The sequence below is a fragment of the Brevundimonas sp. genome, assembly GCF_036402095.1.
Taxonomy (GTDB): Bacteria; Pseudomonadota; Alphaproteobacteria; order Caulobacterales; family Caulobacteraceae; genus Brevundimonas.
On the sequence record NZ_DASWTO010000187.1, the window covers coordinates 1 to 20910 of the forward strand.

A 20910-nucleotide genomic window follows, 5' to 3' on the forward strand; every position below is an offset into this window, starting at 1 on the left:
TCGCGATCTAGCCGAAGCAAGGCGGGAAGCTCCGGATGAGCTTCCTCGGTCGCGATCCGCCAACCGGCCCGTTCGAACGCCACCACCGTCGCTTGTGGGTCAAGTCTGTGTGGCAGGCAAAACTGCTGAAACGCTTCCAGACGCGCGTCGACGTTCTGCGGGGCCCCAACAGGACCACCTCCGACCAACACCACAAATGCGAGGGCTGCCGACACTTGGTTCAGCCGACCGCCGCGACGATCTTCTGGGCGGCGTCGTCGAGATCGTCCGCCGCCGTGATGGCGAGGCCGCTCTCGTTGAGAATTTTCTTGCCCAGCTCGACGTTGGTGCCTTCGAGGCGCACGACCAGCGGCACCTTCAGGCCCACTTCCTTCACCGCGGCGACCACGCCCTCGGCGATGACGTCGCAGCGCATGATGCCGCCGAAGATGTTGACCAGAATACCCTGCACGGCGGGGTCGGCGGTGATGATCTTGAAGGCCGCCGCCACCTTCTCCTTGCTGGCGCCGCCGCCGACGTCGCAGAAGTTGGCCGGCTCCTTGCCGTACAGCTTGATGATGTCCATCGTCGCCATGGCCAGCCCGGCGCCGTTGACCATGCAGCCGATGTTGCCGTCCAGGGCGACGTAGGCGAGGTCCCACTTGGAGGCCTCGATCTCCTTGGCGTCTTCCTCGGTCTCGTCGCGCAGGGCCAGCATGTCCGGGTGGCGGAACAGGGCGTTGCCGTCGAAGCTGACCTTGGCGTCCAGCACGCGCAGGCGGCCGTTCTCCATGACGATCAGAGGATTGACCTCCAGCATCGACATGTCCTTCTCGATGAAGGCCCGGTACAGGGTCGGGAACAGGGTTTCGCCGTCCTGGGCGGCGGGTCCGGTCAGTCCGTAGGCGGCGTTGATCTCGGCCACATTGGCGGGTGTCACCCCGGCTTCCGGATCGATGTCGATGGTAACGATCTTCTCGGGCGTGTCATGGGCGACCGCCTCGATGTCCATGCCGCCCTCGGTCGAGACCACGAAGGAGACCCGGCCGGTCGATCGGTCGACCAGCAGCGAGCAGTACAGCTCGCGGTCGATGTCGGCGCCGTCCTCGATGTACAGGCGGTTGACCTGTTTCCCGGCCGGGCCGGTTTGGGCGGTCACCAGCGTATTGCCGAGCATCTCCTTCGCGTTGGCCACGACCTCCTCGATCGAGCGGGCCAGGCGCACGCCGCCCTTGGCGTCGGCCGGCAGTTCCTTGAACCGGCCCTTGCCGCGCCCGCCGGCGTGGATCTGCGACTTCACGACATACAGGGGCCCGGGCAGTTGCTTCGCTGCCGCCTCGGCCTGGTCGGCCGAGGTGATGGCGACGCCGGCCGCGACCGGGGCGCCGAAGCCCTTCAGGACCTGTTTGGCCTGATACTCGTGAATGTTCATGGATCGACGCCTGACCGCTTGGGGGGAGGATTGCGGGGCTTATAGGCGCGCGCCGTTCGCAGGTGCAACCGGGCGGGGCTCGAACCGACGTCGTTCCCGCCCGAACCATCCCGGACGGCAGGCCGCCGCCCGACGTTCGTACAATTTCACGGCGCGCTGAAAGAAAGGGCGCGCCTGCGGATCAGTCGACCCAGTCGTGCTTCAGGGTTCTCGAGGCGCCGATCAGCAGCAGGGCCGCCAGCACATAGAAGCCCATGCCGGTGTAGATCGCCCAGCGCAGGCTCTCCTCGCCGAAGCGCGGGGCGAGCAGGTCGCTCATCCAGCCGAAATAATAGAAGCCGACGGCGATCCCCAGCAGATTGTTGAACAGCAGGAACAGGGCCGAGGCGGTCGAGCGCATCGGCGCCGGCACGAGATGCTGGATCGAGGCGGTGACCGGGCCCAGCCAGGCGAGGTTCAGACCAGTCGGCAGCAGGAAGATCAGGAACGCCAGGGTCAGCTGCTGCACCTGGCTGCCGCCGCCCGGGAGCACCAGACCGATCAGCCACGGGGAATTCATCGCGGCGATGAACAGGGGGGCCGAGATCAGGAAGGCGATCGCCGGCGTCAGCGGGTAGGCCCCCTTGCCCTTCTTGCTCAGCTTGTCGGCGACCATGCCGCCCAGCCAGATTCCCAGCATGCCGCCGATCAGGGCGATGCCCGAATAATACCAGCTGACCTGCTTCAGCGTCAGGTCGAAGCTGCGGATGAAGAACAGCGGCAGCCAGCCGGCGACGCCATAGCCGCAGACCGACGAGGAGGCGGCGCCGAGCGCCAGCAGCCAGAAGCTGGGCTTGGGCAGCACCGCCGAGGCCGTACGGCGGGCGATCATCAGCGAGACGCCGATGACCAGCGCCAGCAGGCCGCCGAAGGCGAAGACCAGAGGGTTGCCGATGTCGAGACCGGCGAAACGGATCAGGGCGGCGAGGCCCAGCGCGCCGGCGGCGAGCCCCAGCATGATCAGGGCGGCGACGTATCCGGCCCGACCGGAGCCGACCACCGGCGCCGCGGCTATAGCGTCGGTCTGGGCCTGGGTCCTGGCGGCGTCCGTGCCGCCGCGCCGCGGATCGCGAACGGTCAGGCGCAATACCGGCGCCAGCAGCACGCCGATCAGGCCGACGACGATGAAGGCGGTGCGCCAGTCATAGGCGTCCGCCAGCAGGCCGCCGACGAGGGTGCCGGCGGCGGTGCCCAGCGGAATGCCGAAGGCGAAGCCGGCCAGCGCCCGCGCGCGCTGGTTCGGCGGAAAATAGTCCGCCACCAGCGAATAGGCCGGGGCCACGCCGCCCGCTTCGCCGACGCCGACGCCCATCCGAAACAGGAACAGTTGGGTGAATGAGCCGGCCATGCCGCACAGGGCCGTGAAGCCCGACCAGACCGTGAGGGCGCCCGTCATGATCCACACGCGGCTGTAGCGGTCCGCCAGCCAGGCCAGCGGGATGGCGAGGGTCGAATACACCGAGGCGAAGGCGATGCCGCCCAGCAGGCCGAACTGGCTGTCCGACATGCCGAACTCTTCCTTCAGCGGCGCCGCCAGGATGCCGATGATCTGCCGGTCCAGGAAGTTCAGCATGTAGACCAGGATCAGGATCGCCAGGATGTAGTAGCGGTATCCCGGGCGGACGGGCGATTGCCCGGGGGCGGGGGCGTCCGTGGCGGTCATGGCGTTTCCCTTGGTCTTCTTTGTTGGCGGAACGGTAGCGGGGCCGTGGGGCCGCGTAAAAAGAAAAAGGGCGGCGGCTCAGGTGAACCGCCGCCCGTGATCAGATGCGATCAGGCTTCAGGAGTCTTTCGGATCAGAACTTGACCTGCAGCGAGGCGGTCACGGTCTGCGGCGGGCCGTAGTAGCCGATGATCGAGTTGTTGAAGAGCGCGCCCGGGAAGTTGTAGCCGCCCACCCGGTACTCCTCGTCCGTCAGGTTCTTGCCGTACAGGCCGACGGTGAAGCGGTCGCTCGGATCGGTCCAGACCACCGACAGGTCGACCAGCGCATAGGCCTCCTGGTCGAGGATCGGATTGGGGAACTCGAACTGGCTGTAGTCGTCGCGGTACGACACCGACGGCGTCACGGCGATCTCGCCGCCCGCCACGTCGCCGCGCCAGGTCAGGCCGAAATAGCCCGTCCATTTCGGCGCGTTCTGCAGCACCACCAGGTCCGAGATGTCCTCGTAGACGCCCAGCGCCAGATTGTAGCGCAGGAACTCCTCGAAGTCGGACTCGAGGTAACCGACGGCGAAGTTGGCGTCGAGGTTGTCGAGGATCTGCAGACGGCCTTCGAACTCGGCCCCGAAGAAGGTGGACGAGCCCACGTTGTCGACGAAGCTGGCGATGCCGCCGACGGCCGGAACCTGGGTCGTGACCTGCTGGTCCTGGTACTCGTTGTAGAAGACCGAGGCCGCGAACGACAGACGGTCCAGCGCCCCTTTCAGGCCGACCTCGTAGGAGTCGACCGTCTCGGGCTCGTAGCCGTTGACCGTGTCCGGCGTGAAGACGGCGTCGCCGCGCATGTCGAAGCCGCCCGACTTGAAGCCCTGCGAGAACGACGCGTAGGTCGTCAGGTCGTCGGTCAGGTCATAGGACAGGGCGATCCGCGGCGTGAACTGATCGAAATCGTTGCTGTTGGTATAGTTGGTGCGGACCAGCAGCGGCGCCCGGGGCGTCCCCCCCAGCAGCGGGCTGTTGGTGGCGCCCAGGTAGTTGGCGCGGAACACCGTTCCGGTCTTGTCGTCCAGGGTGTAGCGGGCGCCGAGCGACAGGTGCAGGCGATCCGTCAGGTCCAGGTTGACGTCGGCGAAGGCGGCCCAGCTCTCGGTGTTCACCGAGCCGCCGGTGCCGATGACGATGCCGGCGTTGCCCAGAATGGTGTCGAAGGCCCCCTCGGCGTGGCCGTCGAGGTAGAAGAAGCCCATCACGCCCTGGATGCGGTCGTAGTCGAACAGGAACTGGAACTCCTGCGTCAGCTGGTCGTCGGCGTAGTAGGCCGGGATGTCCAGCGTCGGCGCCGGCGTGTTGTCGAAGTCGATGACGGTATCCGTCTCGCCCTCCCGCCACGCCGTGATCGACTTGAACGTCCAGTTGTCGTTGAGGTCCAGCTGCACCGTGGCCGAGAAGCCCTGGTTCATCACCGAGTTCTCGTCACCGATGCCGGCGTAGGTGTCGTAGACGCTGTCCGGCACGCCGGCGCCCGGCCCGACACCCGCCACTTCGCGGTGGCCGTGGCGGGGATTGGAATCGTCCTCGACCCGATCGTAGGCCAGGCGGATCGACATGTCGTCGCGCGGCTCCCACTCGGCGCTGATGCGGCCGGCCAGCACGTCCTTGTTGTAGTGCTCGGCGCCGGTGTTCAGGTTCTCGCCGTAGCCGTCGCGCTGGTAGCTGGCGATGGCGCCGCCGATGCGGAAATTGTCCGCCAGCGGCACGCTGCCCGAGGCCATCAGGTCGATCTGGTTGTAGCTGCCGTAGGCCCCGCGCAGGGTCAGCTCCGGGTCCTGCGACAGGCGCGAGGTGACGTACTTCACTGCGCCGCCGACCGTGTTGCGGCCGTACAGCGAACCCTGGGGTCCCCGCAGCACCTCGATGCGCTGCACATCGTAGATGTCCAGAACGGCGCCCTGCGGGCGGGCGACATAGACGTCGTCGACATACAGGCCGACGCCCGGTTCGAAGCCCCACAGCGGATCCTGCTGGCCGACGCCGCGGATGAAGGAGATCAGCGTCGAGTTCGATCCGCGCGCAACCTGCACGGTTGCGTTCGGCGTCTGCTGCTGCAGGGCGGTGATGTCAGAGGCGCCGGTCTCTTCGAGACGTTCGGCGCCGAGGGCCGAAACCGAGATCGGCACGTCCTTCAGCGCTTCATCGCGGCGGCGGGCCGTGACGATGACGTCGTCGACGGCGGTGTCCTGGGATTGCGGCACGGCGTCCTGCGCCAGCACCACGGTCGAAAGCGCGCTCCAGGCGGCGCCCGCGAGCAAGGCGGTCTTTACGTAGCGGTTCATGTGAAGCCCCATTCCAATGTTTCCAGCCCGAGACGCTTTTATTCAGCGTTCAATGATTTTCCGGGACCGTAACCGTTTTCCCCCGGCTGTCAAACGGTGGCGCTTGTCCGCGGACGTCCCCGTGGGGACCTGTGGCGCCGTTGCCATTACGGCCTGACGCAGCCTAGCGTGCCGACATGACCAAGCTCGACGCGCCTGCACCACAGTCCGCCGCGCCCGCGCGGCGTGGCCGCCCGTCGAAGGCCAAGGCCGAGGGAACCGCTGATACGCGGGAGTCCATCCTCGACGCCGCCGAGGACCTGTTCTCCAAGCACGGCTTCTACGGCGTCACCATCCGGGAGGTGGCGCGCGAAGCCGGCGTCGACACCGCCCTGGTGCACTACTATTTCGGGGCCAAGCGGGGCCTGTTCGACGCCGTCTTCCTGCGCCGGGCCGAGGTCTGGAACAACGAGCGGGTGGACGCCATCAACCGCTACGCCCGCGATCCGGGCCCCGGGGGCATGACGCTGGAGGGGCTGTTCGAAGCCTTCCTGCGCCCGCCGTTCCAGTGGTCGCTGAAGGGCGGCCCGGGCTGGAAGCACTATGCCGCCCTGGTGGCCCAGACCAACGCCAACCCGACCTTCGGCGGCGAGACCATGGCGCGCTATTTCGACCCCGCCATCCGCCGGCTGATCGAACTGATCAAACAGATCATGCCCGGGGCGCGCGAAGTCGATCTGTACTGGGCCTACCATAACCTGTCGGGCGCCCTGACCCTGACGCTGGGCGAGACCGGCCGGCTCGACCGGTTGTCCGGCGGCCTGTGCCGATCCGGCGACCTGGAGGCGGCCTGTGACTATATGATCCGCTTCGCGGCGGCCGGCTTCCGCGCCGTCTGCGGTCCGGACTCCGGCGGGCCGGCGGACCGATGAGCGAGGCGGCGCCGACGCGGAACGTGGTGCGTGTGGCGGTCGACCGCGGCCTGATCCGCGGCGTGTCGGTGGCGCTGGCCGGCGCAGTCGTGCTCGCCTTCACCGGCGCGTTCGGCATGGACGAGGTCTCGCTGGGATTCCGGCTCGCCTACTGGTTTCCGATGATGCTCATGGGGGCCGTGTGGGGGCACCTCTGCTCCCGGCTGGTCGAGGGACGGGTCGACATGGAGCGCCGGCCGTGGCTGGCGACGCTGATTCTGACGCTGGTCATATCGGGCCCGCTGTCGATCATGGTCTGGGCGGTCACCGGCTGGTTCTTCGACGACGACCGGTCAGTGATCCTGGCCCGGCTGCCGGACTTCCTCGGCCCCGTGACCATGGTCACCGGCGTGCTGGCCGCGCTCAACGTCTTCCTGTCCCGCACCCCGGTGCAGACCCACGCCGCCCCCGCCGGCGCCGCACCCGCCCGCTTCCTCGGCCGCCTGCCATTCAAGCTGCGCGGCGCGACGTTGCGCGCCGTCGAGGCCGAGGACCACTATCTGCGCGTCCACACCGACCGCGGTTCCGACCTGATCCTGATGCGGCTGTCTGACGCCCTGGTGGAGCTCGAAGGGTTGGAGGGGGCCCAGACCCACCGCAGCTGGTGGGTGGCGAAGGATGCCGTGCGCGGGGTGGCGCGCGGCGACGGCCGGGCCACCCTGACGCTGGAGGGCGGCCTCTCGGCGCCCGTCAGCCGCCGGTACGCGCGCGCCTTGCGTGAGGCCGGCTGGTACTAGGCCGCCCACACGCCGTGGAAACCCGCCGGCAGGGCCACGTCGGCGCGCCAGGTCGCGACCGGCCCGTCCGCGACCCGAGCGGCCTCGAACACATGCAGCTCCGTCACGCCTTCGGGGAGGTTGATCGACGGAGCGACCAGCCATGCTTCCGTCTCGCCGGTCCGGCCGGGCTTGGGCACGATCACCGCCTCCTCGACGATCTGCGTCACGCCGAAGTTGAAGTAGTCCGAGGTCCCGCTGTCCCAGTTCCAGGTCGCCAGGCCCGTCGGCAGCGGCCGGTCCGGGCGTTCGCCGGCGACGTGGACGGTCAGCGCCCGGGGCAGGCCGGCCCTGCGCGGATCGTTCTTCGGAAACTCCGCGGTTACGCCGCTGGACGTCATCCCGGCGCGGCCGTCCGGATGCAGGGTCACCAGCTTCAGCACGGCGTGTTCGCCCGGCACGGTCCCGCGCTGCTCGACCAGAACCCGCGCGCCGTCGATGGCGAAGGCCACGTCCTTTCCGGCCGCCACATCGAAGCGGATCGTCCCCGAAGCGTCCTCCCAGGCGTCGCCAAGATGGAAATAGCTGAACGCCGGCAGTTCGAAGATCCGCCGCCGGCTCAGGTCCGCCTTGTCCAGCACCATCACCTGCGTACCCAGTTCGGGCCGCCAGGCGAACTGGGAGGCGTAGGGCATGCCGGGGCGGTCGAACACCCACGGCTGCAGTACGAGGATCAGGCTCCGTGCGGTGGCGGTGAAGTCGTGCATGAAGCAGGCGCGCGGCAGGTCGATCAGCTGCGCCGTGTGCAGGCTGCGGTCGGCGTTGAGCCGCCAGATGATCGCCCGCCCGCCGTTCAGCCCCATGTTCCAGATCGTGCCGTCGGGGTCGTAGCGCGGATGCGCCTGGAAGGGCATGCCCTTCAGGTCATCGCGCAGGGTCACGAAGCCGCGCGTCGACAGGTCGGACCGGCCCATCGCCATCGGCGAGCCGCCCTCCCACAGCGCCCAGACCTCGTCGCCGGCCACCATGACGGCGGTGTTGGCCGCGTTGGCGTCGTCGTTCAGCCCGATGCGCGCGCGGGGATCGCCGACGGTGCCGAAGCCGGGCGTGACCACCGCGTCCAGTTCGGTCTCGTAGCGTCGCTTGGGCGTGTCGGCGAAACGCGCCTCCATCGTCACCTGCCCATCCGCGATGCGGAACGCCCGCATCAGGCCATCTCCGTCGAACCAGTGGGTGACACTGCCGCCGGGCCGCCGGAACTTGCCAGGCCCGTTGCGGAACAGCGTCCCGGCCAGATCGGCGGGGGCGCGGCCGTGGACCAGCCGCATCGCCCGCGGAGCCACGTCGGACTCCAGATCGGCCGTGGCCAGAGCCCAGTCGGCTGTGGCCTGCATGGCGGCCATGGCCCGGACGGTCTCCGGGGTGATGACGGCGGCTGACAGGGCGGCCGCGCCCATCAGGATGTTGCGGCGGGAGGGGGTCATCGCGGTCTCCTCACCGAAGCCGGATGGTCTGGGCGACCGGGCCCGAGACGGCGAAGCGGGCGCGCTCCCAGCTCGCCGGCCCCATGTTGCCGACCGCATTGTTCGAGAAGGCGTAAGGCTCGCTCGGGATGCCGAACGGGTTGAGGTTCATCTCGCCGTCGCCGTCGACGTCATGGAAGGCCTTGGCCGCATAGTCGCCGGCCGGCAGGCCCTCGAAGGTGGCGATGGTTTCGCCGGCGGCGACGTCCAGCTTCACCTGCCCGACCGGCCGGCCGCCGCTGTAGGCCGCGGGCGAGTCGTAGAGGGCGACCATGACAGCCCCGGTTGGCGCGCCGGTCTCGAAGGTCAGGGTGACAGTCCCGTCGCCGCCCGCGTCCTGGGCCAGGACAGGGCCGGACAGCAGCAGCAAGCCGGCGGCGGCCGCGGACAGGGTGGTTGGGTGCAGGCGGATCATGACGTCTCTCGTACCGGAGGGAGACCCGACAGCCGGGCCTCGACCCGCCGACACTGTCCGCGCCTCCCACCGTCCGCCACGCCGGATGCGGCGATCGTCGCCGCGCCTTCGTGAACGGCGGCGGGCGTCCGTTCACGAAGCGCGAACGACCGCCCGTCGGAGACTCCCGCTCAGGGTCCCGGCGGCGCTTGCCGGATGCGCCGCTTCAGCAACCGGTCCGACAGCGCCTCGGCGTGCTTCAGCGTGAAAGCCAGCGCGGCCAGGTTGCCCCGGCGCGGCCCGACCGTATCGGCCACCACCGCGCCCCGTTCACCCAGCGCGGCCGGCTCGCCCGTGGTGGTGTCGATGGCCGTCTGGTGCTCGACCTCGGCGTTCAGCTCGGCCCCCATGATGATGATCTGCACGCTCAGCCAGGTCCACAGCAGGAAGCCCATCATCGCCGCCAGCGGACCATAGGAGTCCACCTTGACGAAGGTCTGCAGGTACCAGCTGAAGCCGAGGGACAGGATCACGCTCAGCACCGAGGCGAACAGCGCGCCCGGGGTCAGCCAGCGCCAGCGCGCCCGCTGGCGGCAGGGACCCAGTCGATAGACGATGGTCAGCGAGGCGATATAGACCAGCAGCAAGAGCGGCCAGCGCAGGGGCGCAAGGTAGGCCCACTCGTCGGCGAGGCCGAAATATCCCAGCACCAACGGCACGCCGACCACCAGGCCCGCCGTCATGAGGATGGCGCCCAGGCCGGTCACCGTGAAGGCCAGGCACAGCAGGTTGTAGGTGAAGAAGTTGCGCCGCTCGACCTCGTGATAGGCGATGTTCAGCCCGTAGAAGAGCACCTTGATCGCTCCGTTCGCCGTCCAGAGCGACAGGGCGAGGGTCCAAAGCAGGGTGAAGGTCAGCTGGGTGTTGGAATTATCCGCCAGCCGCTGCATCTCGCCGGACACGAACCCCGCCACGCCTGACGGCATCACGGAATAGAGGAAGTACAGCCGCCCCACGACGTCGCTCGGATCGGAGAACAGGCCATAGACGGTCACGAAGACCGCCAGCGTTGGAAACAGCGACAGCACCACGAAGAAGGTCACTCCGCCGGCGATGAAGCCGACCCGGTCGCCGAAATACGACATGCCCACCCGCCAGAAGATGTCGATCCAGCCCTTGTGGGGAATATGTTCGGGCCGTCGCGCCAGTCGGCCCCGTCCCGGTTCCTTCGCCTCGAAATCCTCGGGAACCGGCGGGCGGGGGGCGACCGGCTCCGGACGCGGCCGGCGCAACTCCAGCCCGTAACGGTGGCCGTGGCGGTAGAGCAGGTGCGCCGCCCCCGCCCCCGCGACAAGGGCACCGACCAAGGCGCCGACCATGCCCCAGGGGCCGGGACCGCCCCGGCGTTCCGAATCCTCCTGCCCGATCTTTCTCTGCATGGGGGCGACAACGGCTCCGATCGAGGCGGCGTTCCGGCGCCGCGCCGCTTGATATCCGCGCAATCCCGCGCCAAGGCCAGAGCATGAGCGACGCCCGTCCCGACACCGCCTCCGGCCCGACCCTTCTGACAGCCTGGAAAGCCGCGGCCGCCCGGCTCAAGGCCGGCCGCATCGACAGCCCGTCGATCGACGCCCGCCTGCTGCTCGAGGTCGCCGCCGGCTGCTCGCGGACCGACATCCTGACCGATCCCTACCGCGCCGTGACGTCCGACCAGCAGGCCGCCCTCGAAGGCTTCGTCGAGCGCCGCCTGCGCCGCGAACCGGTGTCGCGCATCCTCGGCCGCAAGGGCTTCTGGAAGATCATGCTGAACGTCACGCCGGACGTGCTCAGCCCCCGCCCCGATACCGAGGCCATCCTCGACGTGGTCCTGCTGGCGTATCCGCCCAGCAAGGCTTTCGAGATGATCGACCTTGGGACCGGCTCCGGCGCCATCCTGCTGGCGACCCTCGCCGAGCGGGCCGGTGCGCGCGGCGTCGGCACCGACATCTCGTCGGAGGCCCTGGCCGTGGCGAGGGAGAACGCCGCCAATCTCGACCTCGACGGCCGCGCGACCTTCCTGCGCACGGAATGGGCCGCCGGCTTCGCCGACCACAGCTTCGACGTCGTCGTCTCCAACCCGCCGTATATCCCGTCGGGCGATATCCCGGGCCTCGACCCGGAGGTGCGCGACCACGATCCTCATCTCGCCCTCGACGGCGGCCCGGACGGTCTGCAGGCCTATCGCGAACTGGCCCCCGAGATCCGCCGCATCCTGCGCCCGGACGGCCTGTTCGCGGTCGAGATCGGCTGGGACCAGGGCCCACAGGTCAAGGCCCTGTTCGAAGCGGCGGGCTTTGCTGACGTCATCGTCGTCAAGGACCTGTCCGATCGCGATCGCGTCGTCACCAACGGTCCGGACCCGCGCACCAATCCCGTGCCGAAGATGTGAGACGGCCGCGCGACGGCGGCGCGACGAACAATCCCCTTGGAAACGGCGGCGGGGCGCGCTAGGTATCTCCTGTCTCCCACCCAATCGCACGACTTGGACCGCTTCAGGCCCATTCACGCGCGCTCAGGGCAGTGACGGTCTGGCCATCCGGTCAGGCGGACCACGGGGCGGCGACGGATTTCCGATTACATCGTCAGCGGGGATTGGCCTCGCGCGAAGCGGAACGACGAAACGGACGGCGACAGGCTGCATCTCGCAGGCCCGCCCGTCCCCTCACAAAGCACGGTAGCGTCCGATGAGAGATTTCAAGGGCATGAAGCGTCAGCGCGGACGCAACAGGAAGCCCGGCGGCGGCGGGGGCGGCAACGCCAACGCCACCAACCCGAACCGGTCCTGGGACTCGCAGGGCCCGGAGAACATCAAGGTCCGCGGCAACGCCCAGACCGTCTACGAGCGCTACATGCAGCTGGCGCGCGACGCCTCGGCCGGCGGCGACCGTGTTCTGGCGGAAAACTACACCCAGCACGCCGAACATTATTTCCGCGTGCTGCGCGCCCTGCAGCCGTCGCGTCCCGTGTCCGAAATCGCCCAGCGCGAACTGGCGGGGCAGGGCTTCGACATCGATTTCGAGGACGAGACCGGGGCCCAGGCCGCGGCCATCATGGCGGCCGAGAAGGCCGAGGCCGACCGCGTCGCCGCTGCCGAGGCCCGTCAGCGCGAGCAGGACGAGCGCCAGAACGACCGTTCCTATGACCGTCCCAACGATCGTCAGGCGGAACAGCCGCGCCGCGAATGGCGCGACCGTGACGACCAGCCGCGCGAGCCGCGCGCCGAGGGCGACGGCCCGATCGGCGAAGGCGGCCGCCGTGAAACCCGCCGCGAACGCTGGGAACGCCGTCAGCAGGAGCGCAACCAGCGCTTCCAGAACGAGCGCGGCGAAGGCGAGCAGGGCGTGGCGTCCGGCGACGGGGGCGAGTCCGCCACGGCGCCGGAGAGCCGCGACGCCGAACCGGCGCCGGCCCGCGCCGAACGGCCGCAACGCGAGCGCCGCCCGCGCCGCGACGAAGCCGCCGCCGTCTCCGACGAGGCTCCCACCGCCCTGCCTGGCTTCCTGACCCGCCCGGCTGCTCCCGCCGCCGCAGGTCCCGCGCCGGAGGACCGCACCGAGGGCGGCGAGGCCGACGCTCCCGCGCCCAAACGCCGCGCTCCGCGCCGCAAGGCCGAGGCCTCCGCCGGCGAAGGCTGACCAAATCGACCCCGGGCGGGCGAGGGCGCTTGACGCCGCTCGCCCGCACCGGTCAAGGAACGTCTGTACGTTCTCGGACACCGGCCGGCGTCTGGCGCCAGGCGGCGGGTCCGCGATCCCACGGGAGCGCCGCATGCTTCGCCTGTTCCGGCCGTCGGTCCTGATCGTCCTCGCCGCCGCCTCCATCTCCGCCTGCGCCACGACGCCGCCGCCCCCGCCCGGTCCGGACGGCCCCGGCTCGGGGCCGGTGCTGCGCGACTGGCGCGGCATCGTCACCGCTGCGGACCGTGACCGCTACAACCGCCTCGACGCCGCCTGGTCTCTCGCCCTGCAGCAGGCCCGCCGCCAGCGTGGCTCGGGCGACCTCCCCTCGACCGGCGACCTCATCGACCCCCGGAGCCAGCGGCCCGACGTGACGCCGCCCGCGGGCGACTATCGCTGCCGCACCGTCAAGCTGGGTTCGCAAGGCGGAGAGGAGGGCCTTGGTTACGTGGTCTACGGCTGGTTCGCCTGCCGCATCGAACAGACCCCTGCGGGCCTGAAATTCACCAAGCTGACTGGCAGCCAGCGCCCTTCCGGCCTGCTGTTCCCCGAGAACGACCGCCAGATGGTCATGCTCGGCTCCATGGCCCTGGCCGACGAACCCCCCGCCAACTCCTACGGCCAGCGTCCCGACCGCGACCTGATTGCAGTGCTGGAGCGGATCGGCGAACGCCGCTGGCGGCTGGTCACGCCGTGGCCGCAGGCTGAATCCAACCTCGACCTGATCGAGCTGGTCCCGGCCTGACCCGGGCCCAAACCAGACCCTGAACCCGGCCGCGATTCAGCCGTTCGGAGACGGTTCACCGAAGGGAGACCGCCGATGCGGACGCTCGCCGCCGTCGCCACGCTCGCCGTCCTGCTCGCCGCATGCGACCGGACCGCCGCGCCTCAAGCCGCCGATCCGGCGCCGCCGGCCCCCGGGACGCAGCCGCGTGCGACCGACGCGCCCGCCGCAGGTCCCGGCCCGTCGCCGGAGGGCGAACAAGGCGGTTCAGCCGACTGGCGCACGGTCGCCTCGACCGAGGATGCTTCGCGGCTGGGCCGCCTCGACCAGGCCTGGCGCCTGGGTCGGGCCGAGGCCGAGGAGAGGGGCTTCGCCGCCCGGGTCGAGGCGCTCGGGGTGCTTGTCGACCCCAACGCCGCCCAGACCGGCCGCCTTCAGCCCCCGCCTGGATCGTATCGCTGCCGCTCGATCAAGCTGGGTTCGAACGGCCCCGGCGGGCTCGGCTATCTCGAATATCCGTTCTTCCGCTGCACCCTGGAACTTACGCCGGGCGGCGACCTGGTCCTGACCAAGGCCACGGGGTCGCAGCGCACCCGGGGCCTGCTCTACCCGGACACGGATGACCGGCTCGTCTTCATCGGCGCCCAGGCGTGGGGCGCGGACGAGACCGGCTACCCCGCCTATGGCCAGAGGCCCGAACGCGATCAGATCGGAGTCTTCGAACGCATCGGCTCGGAGCGCTGGCGTCTGGTCCTGCCGTGGCCGAAGCAGGACTCCAAGCTGGAAATCCTCGAACTGATCCCCTGACCTCCGCCTTGACCCCCGGCCCGGGCGCGCCGAGTCTGCGACGGCGGGACCGTCCCGCGTCCATCTTCAAGGGGTTCATCATGCGCGGCTTCAGCCTCACCATCGGCTCGGTCATCGCCATCGTCATCGTCGCCGTGCTCGTGCTGATCGGATTGCCGACCTACAACGTCTATTCGAAGCAGATGCAGGGGAAGGCGGCCTATGAGCAAGCCGTGCAGGACCGCCGCATCCGCGTGCTCGAGGCGCAGGCCGCGCTCGATTCGGCCCAGCTGACCGCCCAGGCCGAGGTGGCTCGCGCCCGCGGCACCAACGAGGCCAACCGGATCATGGCCGAGAGCCTTGGCGGCCCGGAGAACTATCTGCGCTGGTCCTACATCCACATGCTGGAGGAGACGGCCGGCAAGCCCGGCCGCGAGGTCATCTACATCCCCACCGAAGCGAACATGCCCATCCTGGAAGCGGGGCGCAGACCGGGGCAGTAACAGCCCGCCGGCGCCGCCCGGAGTCATTCGGCAGCCGCCCCTGCCGGCGGGCCGCGCCGCCGGTTCGGCTTGCGCCAGAACAAGGCGCCGGATGCATCCGGGTGTGAAGCTTGGCCGTCTTCAGCGGCGGAGCGACTTCCATGGCCAGCCAGACGATCGCCTCGCCCCGGCCCGCGCCGCCAGCGTTTTCACGGCTCTCGATCACGATGCACTGGCTGATGCTGGTGCTGCTCGCCGCCGTCTACGCCTGTATCGAGCTGCGCGAATTCTACCCGCGCGGCAGTGACGTCCGCGAGGCGCTGAAGACGTGGCATTTCATGCTCGGCCTGTCCGTCTTCGGGCTGGTCTGGGTGCGCCTGATCGCCCGCGCGCGCTCTCCACGCCGCCCGCCCCCGCGAACCTGGACGGATATGCTGGCGGCGGCTGTCCACGTCGCGCTCTACGGCCTGATGATCGCCCTCCCGGTTCTCGGCTGGATGCTGCTGAGCGCCGAGGAAAAGTCGGTTCCTTTCTTCGGTCTCTCGCTCCCGCCCCTGGTCGCCCCAGACAAGGCGCTGGCCGAACGAATCGAGGACCTGCACACGACGATCGCCACCGTGGGCTACTGGCTGGTCGGCGTGCATGCGGCGGCCGCCCTGTCGCATCACTATCTGCTCAGGGACGGGACGCTCCGCCGCATGCTGCCCGGTCGTCCCTGAAAGGGCTGCCCGCGACGGCTCCCAGATCCAGGCGACGGCCTGCATCCGGGGCATGAAACCGTCACAGTTCCGCAGTTCTGTTCGCCAACCGGAGACCTGAAATGACCCCGACGCCCGCACCGCTGGAACTCGGTACGATCCAGAAGCTGCGAAAGGTCGCGGTGGGCGTCGCGCTCCTTGCTCTCGTGGCCCTGGCTGTCGTCACCCAGTCCATTGGCGGGATCGACGGCCCCTGGCACGAGTCGGTCGAGGCCATCGGCCTGGCGGCGATCGTCCTGTCCATTGTCGGCCGGGCCTGGTGCACCCTCTATATCGGCGGGCGAAAGAAGGCCGAGATCGTCGACCGGGGCCCCTATTCGCTCAGTCGCAATCCCCTCTATGTCTTCAGCTTCGTCGGCGCGTTCGGCATTGGCGCCCAGAGCGGCAGCCTGGTCATCGCGGCCGCCTTCGTCGGGGCGGCGGTGCTGGTGTTCCATTTCACCGTGCTGCGCGAGGAGGCCTTCCTGCTCCGCGAGTTCGGCGACAGCTACGAGCGATACATGGCCCGCACGCCCCGGTTCTGGCCCCGCTTCTCGCTCTGGCGCGACGCCGACGAGCTGACGATCCGCCCGTCGCTGTTCCTGCTCACCATCCGCGACGGCCTGGTGTTCCTGCTGGCGATCCCGCTGTTCGAACTGATCGACGCAGGCCAGGCGGCGCATTGGCTCAGGGTGGGGGCCCATCTCCCCTAGAGCCGCCCGGCGACCGCCTTCGTCCCGGTGCGGCCTACTCCGGCGTGCAGGCGATCGGCTGCTGGTACAGCACCGTCGCAGGCTCCAGCCGCCGGGCTTCGGCCAGCGCCGCTTCGGCCTCGGCGCAGCGGCCGGCGCCGGCGAGTGCGGCGGCCAGGCTGTGGCGGACGGCGCCGATCTCCGGGGCGCCCTGCACCGCCTTCTCGCAGAACGGCAGGCCCTCCGCCGGGCGGCCCGCGCGGACCAGAATGTAGCAGTGGTTGTTCAGGTAGCCGGCGTTGGCGGGTTCCGCCTTCACCGCCACCAGGCTGGCTTCCAGCGCTCCGTCGAAATCGCCCAGCTGCTCCAGTACGAGGGCGAGGTTGGCGTAGCCGTCGACGTCCTTGACCGGCATGGCGCGATAGGCGGCGAACGCCTCCTCGAACGCCGTGTCCCGGCCCGCCTTGAGGATCGGCAGGATCAGACTCAGCAGGAAGCGCCGCCTGTCATCGTCCTCCTCCGCCTCGGCCGTTGGGCGCGCGCCCTGGACCGGACCGGCGGACAGCAACCCCCAGGCGGCACGCGCGTCTGCGGTCGCTTCCTTGTCACGTCCCACCTGCTGCCGGGTGTCGGCCCGGAAGGCGTACAGCACGTCGGATGCGAACGGACCGAAATCTCCGACCTCGTCGTACAGCCGCGCGGCCGTGGCGTAATCCCGATCCTGATAGGCCTCGGAGGCGCCGTTCAGCCGGGCGAGCCGCTGCAGTTGGGACCCCTCGGGCAGCGCTGCGGCGCAGGCGGTCCAGTCGGTTTCGACCCCCGGCGCGGGATCGCAGACGGCGGGGATGTCCTGCGCCTGAATGGGCCCGGTCGTCAGAAACAAGGTGAGGGCGAGGGCGATCATCGGGTCAAACCTTGCTCAGCCGAAGGTCATGGAAGTCATAGCTGAAGTCGGCGTCGGGCGAGACCGCCTTCATGGTCGCCGACACCGGCGCTCCGTTCTCGATCTTGAAGGTGATGAAAAGATCCTCCTCGCGCCGGTCGACGAAACGGGTCCGCATCGTCTCGCCGTCATAGGCCTCGAGCGGTCCCTTCAGCGAGGGCGTCCGGCTAAAGGCCAGCCACAGGCCTGTCCGGCGGGAACGTCCCCGGCCAGTGGTCCGGCTTTCGATGACAATGTCCCCGTACCAGGGATCGCGCCAGGTTCCGGCGTAGGCCTCAAGCGGCAGGGTGGGCGGGGCGCCCGCCGCCTGTCTGGCGTCGATTTCGGCCGCGGCGGCGATGGACTTCGCATCGTTTTCCCGCTGCATCCTGACGCTGTCGGCGATCCAGTCGAAGTCGGCCTTGCCCATGACGATGTCGGCGATGCCGCTGCGCAGCGTCCGCGTCAGCATGCCTTCCTCGGCGTTGGTGAAATAGCTGAACCCGGCGTTGCGGCCCGGGAGCAGGACGGTGCCCGATATGAAGCCCGGCGCCCCGCCGCCGTGGGTGATGAACCGCTCGCCGCGATAGTCCTGCACCTGCCATCCCATGGCGTAGGTCGAGGCGATGGCCCGGCCCGGCAGCTCCGCCGTCGGTCCGGCCGAGTTGGAGATGAGGATGTTGGGCTTCCACATCTCATTGCCGCGCGCCTCGGAATACAGCCGCGAGCCGTCTGGCAGTTCGCCGCGCCTCAGCTGCACCGCGATCCATTTGGCCCAGTCCACCGGATTGGTGACGAAGCCGCCGGCGGCGCCCGCCGACGCCCAGTCCCAGACCTCCTGGATCGACTGACCGATGGTCCGCATCTCGCCCTGATAGCGCAGCGGCGGGCCCAGGCGGCCGTGCGGCAGCGCCGACTTCGCCGGGTCGGCCGCCGTCATCAGCGGCAGGGTCTCGCTCATCCCCAGCCGGTCGAGGATCCGCGTCTGCACGAACGCCTCCCACGGCATCCCCGAGGCGGCCGCCACCACCTCGCCGGCGACCACGAACATCAGGTTGCAGTAGTGATAATTGGCGCGGAACTGATCCTCGATCGGCACGTGCGGCACGGCGGCCATGATCTCGGCCCGCGTTCGGTCGCTGTTGGGCCAGAACAGCAGGTCGCCGGCGCCGAGGCCGAAGCCGATGCGGTGGCTGATCAGGTCGCGCACCGTGACCATGCCGTTCAGCTCGGGCTTCGACAGGGCGAAATCGGGCAGATAGGCCCGCACCGGCTCGTCCCACTTCACCTTGCCCTCGTCGACAAGGATGGCCAGCGCCGCCGCCGTCACGGCCTTGGTGTTGGAGGCGATGGCGAAATGGGTGTGCTCGTCGACCGGTGCACCGCCGAGGGCGCGGACGCCGTAGCCCCGCGTCAACACCGGCTGCCCGTCCTTGACCACCGCGATCGACACCGCCGGCTGATCGGGAAAGGCCGCCATGGCCCGCTTCACGAAGGCGTCCACCGCCTCGGCCAGCGCCTCCCCACCGGGAGCTGGCCCCGTCTGGGCGTGCGACAACGAGGGCAGCGCGGCCCCCGCTGCGATGGACGACACCAGTGCGGCGCGGCGCGTGAGGCGGATGGACATGCGGAGCTTCCCGACGAGGTTGACGCCGGACGCTAGCCTGCCGCTCTCGCGGCGTCATCCCTGCGTGCGAACAGTCCTCCTCCCGCCAGCGTGCGCGTCCAAAGGCGCGGCGGGAATGTGTCCAGTTCTGAAAAATCGGTAATGAAATGAAAAAGATGTAACTCGGGCCGCCCCGATGCCAGTGCTATGGAAAGGAAACTTGACGGGCCATCGGCCCACCTTGCGCAGGGGGCGCGCCTCATGACTTCCATCCGCTTCCTGCTGCTGGTCGGCACGGCGCTCGGCGCCTCGTCCGGCGCGGCGCTCGCCCAGTCGACCCAACCCGCGGCCCCGGCCCCGGCCCCGCAGCAGACGCCGGCCGCGCCGCAGACTCCGCCGCCGCCGCAGGACGCCGCGCCCGCCCCGGAAGCAGAGGAAGAAGAGGCGGCCGCGGTCGAGGACGTCGTCGTCCAGGGGCGCGTCACCGACGTGCGCACCTCGATCGACTCGGTCAGCTACAGTCTCGCCGACGACCTCCAGGCCCAGACCGGCACCCTGGCCGAGGCGCTGCGCAACATCCCCTCGGTGGAGGTGGACCCCGATGGAAACATCAGCCTGCGCGGCGACGCCAACGTCACCATCCTCGTCGACGGCCGGCCCTCGACCCAGTTCAACGGTCCCAGCCGCGGCCCGATGGTGCTGCAGATTCCGGCTAGCCAGTACGCCCGCATCGAGGTCATGACCAATCCGTCCGCGGCCTACAGCCCCGAGGGTTCCGGCGGCGTGATCAACCTGATCTCCAAGCCCAACGCCGTGCGCCCGGGGGCGACGACCACAGGCTCGCTGCGCGCCAACATCGGCGACAACGGCCGCTACAATTTCGGCGGCAACATCGCCCATGCGATCGGCAAGACGACGCTGACCGCCGACGTCGGCGTGCGCCACGACGGTTTCCTGCAGGAGATAGAGCGTATCCGCACCCGGCTCGACGCCGGCTCGGGCCAGTTCCTTGAATCGCGGCAGACCCAGGAAATCGACGGCGCCTCCGACGTCGTCTTCGTTCGGCTTTCGGCCGAGCACAATCTCGACGGCAAGACCCAGCTGGTCGGCGAGGTCAGGCACACCGACGTCGAGAGCCTCGCCGAGGCTGTCGATCTCTATGAGGCCGACGACGCGCTGGGCGGCGTCGCCTCCGCCTACCGGCGCGACTCCGCCGGCGGCTTCATCGGCCAGTTCTCGGGGGCCACGGCCCGCGTGTTGCGCCGTTTCGACGACCAGGGCCACGAATGGTCGAACGAGGTCCGCGTCGACCGCAACCGCTTCACCTTCGGCTTCGACACCGTCGTCGACCAGCAGGTCCCGCCCGCGCCCGTCTTCTACGAGGACCTGCAGAACCGGAACAACCAGGATCTGCTGGGGATCACCAGCGCCTACGTCCGCCCCCTGTCCGACGGCGGCCGGCTGCGTCTCGGCTATGAGCTGCAGGCCTCGGCCATGGAGCTCGACAACGCCTTCGCGCGCGGCCCGACCCCGACGACCCTCGTCCCGGACCCGATCGTCTCCAACGAGTTCCACGTCGACCAGGCTGTGCACGCCCTCTACGCGACCTGGGAGAAGCCGTTCAGCGAGAAGCTGTCGGCCCAGTTCGGCCTGCGGCTGGAGCAGGCCGACATCGACCTCGACCAGGTGACGACCAACATCCAGTCGTCCAACGACTATTTCCGCGCCTATCCGACTCTGCACCTGTCGTACACCCTCGCTGAGGGCGAGACCCTGCGCGGCAGCTACAGCCGGCGCATCCAGCGCCCCGGCCCGGACGCCCTGAACCCGTTCCTGACCTATCAGGACAACCTCAACTACCGCTCCGGCAATCCCGACCTGTTGCCGCAGGAGACCGATTCCTTCGAGGTCATGTGGCAGAAGCGGGTCCAGCAGACCTTCTACCAGGCCACCCTCTACTACCGCGACACCCAGGACGCCTTCACCCAGGTGACAACGGACATCGGCGGCGGAATCTTTCTGACCCGGCCCGAGAACCTCGGCTCCAGCCGCTCGACCGGCATCGAACTGGTCGCTAACGGGGCCCTGCATCCGACCCTTCGCTACAACGCCAGCATCAACGCCTTCCGCCAGGAGATCGACGCCTCGGGCATCCCCGGCGCCACCGACCGCGAGGGCGAGAGCGTCTCCGGCCGCCTGACCCTCAACTGGCAGCCG

General features: G+C 69.4%; 18 protein-coding genes. 10 read left to right on the top strand and 8 right to left on the bottom strand.

Annotated features, from left to right (window positions below; translation table 11 throughout):
* Positions 1-220: 220 nt before the first annotated feature.
* The 3 genes from sucC to VGD32_RS12430 form a co-directional block, all read right to left on the bottom strand.
* Complete coding sequence (sucC, locus tag VGD32_RS12420; protein ID WP_331032198.1) at positions 221-1411, bottom strand: ADP-forming succinate--CoA ligase subunit beta; 1191 nt, start codon at positions 1409-1411, stop codon at positions 221-223.
* Positions 1412-1592: 181 nt separating this feature from the next.
* Positions 1593-3113 (bottom strand): MFS transporter, encoded by a 1521-nt coding sequence (locus VGD32_RS12425; protein WP_331032199.1) that lies wholly within the window; start codon positions 3111-3113, stop codon positions 1593-1595.
* Positions 3114-3246: 133 nt separating this feature from the next.
* Entirely contained in the window at positions 3247-5445 is a 2199-nt protein-coding gene (locus tag VGD32_RS12430) for a TonB-dependent receptor (RefSeq protein WP_331032200.1), read from the bottom strand.
* 176 nt (positions 5446-5621) lie between these two features.
* Between VGD32_RS12430 and VGD32_RS12435 the strand changes: the two genes are divergently transcribed.
* On the top strand, positions 5622-6356 hold the full coding sequence (locus VGD32_RS12435) for a TetR/AcrR family transcriptional regulator (protein WP_331032201.1): 735 nt from the start codon (positions 5622-5624) through the stop codon (positions 6354-6356).
* Positions 6353-7132, top strand: coding sequence for a LytTR family DNA-binding domain-containing protein (locus tag VGD32_RS12440; protein WP_331032202.1), 780 nt, complete (start codon positions 6353-6355; stop codon positions 7130-7132). The genes VGD32_RS12435 and VGD32_RS12440 overlap by 4 nt, the downstream gene beginning before the upstream one ends.
* Here VGD32_RS12440 and VGD32_RS12445 read toward each other — a convergent pair.
* From VGD32_RS12445 to VGD32_RS12455, 3 genes are all read right to left on the bottom strand, one after another.
* A complete protein-coding gene (locus VGD32_RS12445; RefSeq protein WP_331032203.1) occupies positions 7129-8595 on the bottom strand; it encodes a carotenoid oxygenase family protein in 1467 nt (488 codons plus the stop codon). The two genes, VGD32_RS12440 and VGD32_RS12445, sit on opposite strands and share 4 nt — an antisense overlap.
* Before the next feature lie 10 nt (positions 8596-8605).
* Positions 8606-9049, bottom strand: coding sequence for a DUF2141 domain-containing protein (locus tag VGD32_RS12450; protein ID WP_331032204.1), 444 nt, complete (start codon positions 9047-9049; stop codon positions 8606-8608).
* A gap of 170 nt (positions 9050-9219) precedes the next feature.
* Positions 9220-10467 carry a YihY/virulence factor BrkB family protein gene (locus VGD32_RS12455; RefSeq protein ID WP_331032205.1) on the bottom strand — a complete coding sequence of 416 codons (1248 nt, stop codon included), beginning with the start codon at positions 10465-10467 and terminating at the stop codon, positions 9220-9222.
* An 83-nt stretch (positions 10468-10550) separates the two neighbouring features.
* Between VGD32_RS12455 and prmC the strand changes: the two genes are divergently transcribed.
* The 7 genes from prmC (at position 10551) to VGD32_RS12490 (ending at position 16186) form a co-directional block, all read left to right on the top strand.
* A complete protein-coding gene (gene prmC / locus VGD32_RS12460) occupies positions 10551-11456 on the top strand; it encodes a peptide chain release factor N(5)-glutamine methyltransferase (protein WP_331032206.1) in 906 nt (301 codons plus the stop codon).
* Between the two features lie 295 nt (positions 11457-11751).
* Positions 11752-12702, top strand: coding sequence for a DUF4167 domain-containing protein (locus VGD32_RS12465; RefSeq protein WP_331032207.1), 951 nt, complete (start codon positions 11752-11754; stop codon positions 12700-12702).
* 133 nt (positions 12703-12835) lie between these two features.
* Entirely contained in the window at positions 12836-13489 is a 654-nt protein-coding gene (locus VGD32_RS12470) for a DUF4893 domain-containing protein (RefSeq protein WP_331032208.1), read from the top strand.
* 75 nt (positions 13490-13564) lie between these two features.
* Positions 13565-14275, top strand: a complete 711-nt coding sequence (locus tag VGD32_RS12475) for a DUF4893 domain-containing protein (RefSeq protein ID WP_331032209.1) — start codon at positions 13565-13567, stop codon at positions 14273-14275.
* Positions 14276-14355: 80 nt separating this feature from the next.
* Positions 14356-14757, top strand: a complete 402-nt coding sequence (locus VGD32_RS12480; protein WP_331032210.1) for a hypothetical protein — start codon at positions 14356-14358, stop codon at positions 14755-14757.
* A gap of 140 nt (positions 14758-14897) precedes the next feature.
* Positions 14898-15455, top strand: coding sequence for a cytochrome b (locus VGD32_RS12485; protein ID WP_331032211.1), 558 nt, complete (start codon positions 14898-14900; stop codon positions 15453-15455).
* A gap of 101 nt (positions 15456-15556) precedes the next feature.
* Positions 15557-16186: an isoprenylcysteine carboxylmethyltransferase family protein gene (locus tag VGD32_RS12490; protein WP_331032212.1), complete on the top strand. Its 630-nt coding sequence runs from the start codon at positions 15557-15559 to the stop codon at positions 16184-16186.
* 34 nt (positions 16187-16220) lie between these two features.
* Here VGD32_RS12490 and VGD32_RS12495 read toward each other — a convergent pair whose 3' ends face one another.
* Both VGD32_RS12495 and VGD32_RS12500 read right to left on the bottom strand, forming a co-directional pair.
* Complete coding sequence (locus VGD32_RS12495) at positions 16221-17069, bottom strand: hypothetical protein (protein ID WP_331032213.1); 849 nt, start codon at positions 17067-17069, stop codon at positions 16221-16223.
* A gap of 4 nt (positions 17070-17073) precedes the next feature.
* Positions 17074-18714, bottom strand: coding sequence for a serine hydrolase (locus VGD32_RS12500; RefSeq protein ID WP_331032214.1), 1641 nt, complete (start codon positions 18712-18714; stop codon positions 17074-17076).
* A 240-nt stretch (positions 18715-18954) separates the two neighbouring features.
* Between VGD32_RS12500 and VGD32_RS12505 the strand changes: the two genes are divergently transcribed.
* The coding region (locus VGD32_RS12505; protein WP_331032215.1) for an outer membrane beta-barrel family protein at positions 18955-20910 on the top strand (1956 nt) is incomplete at its 3' end.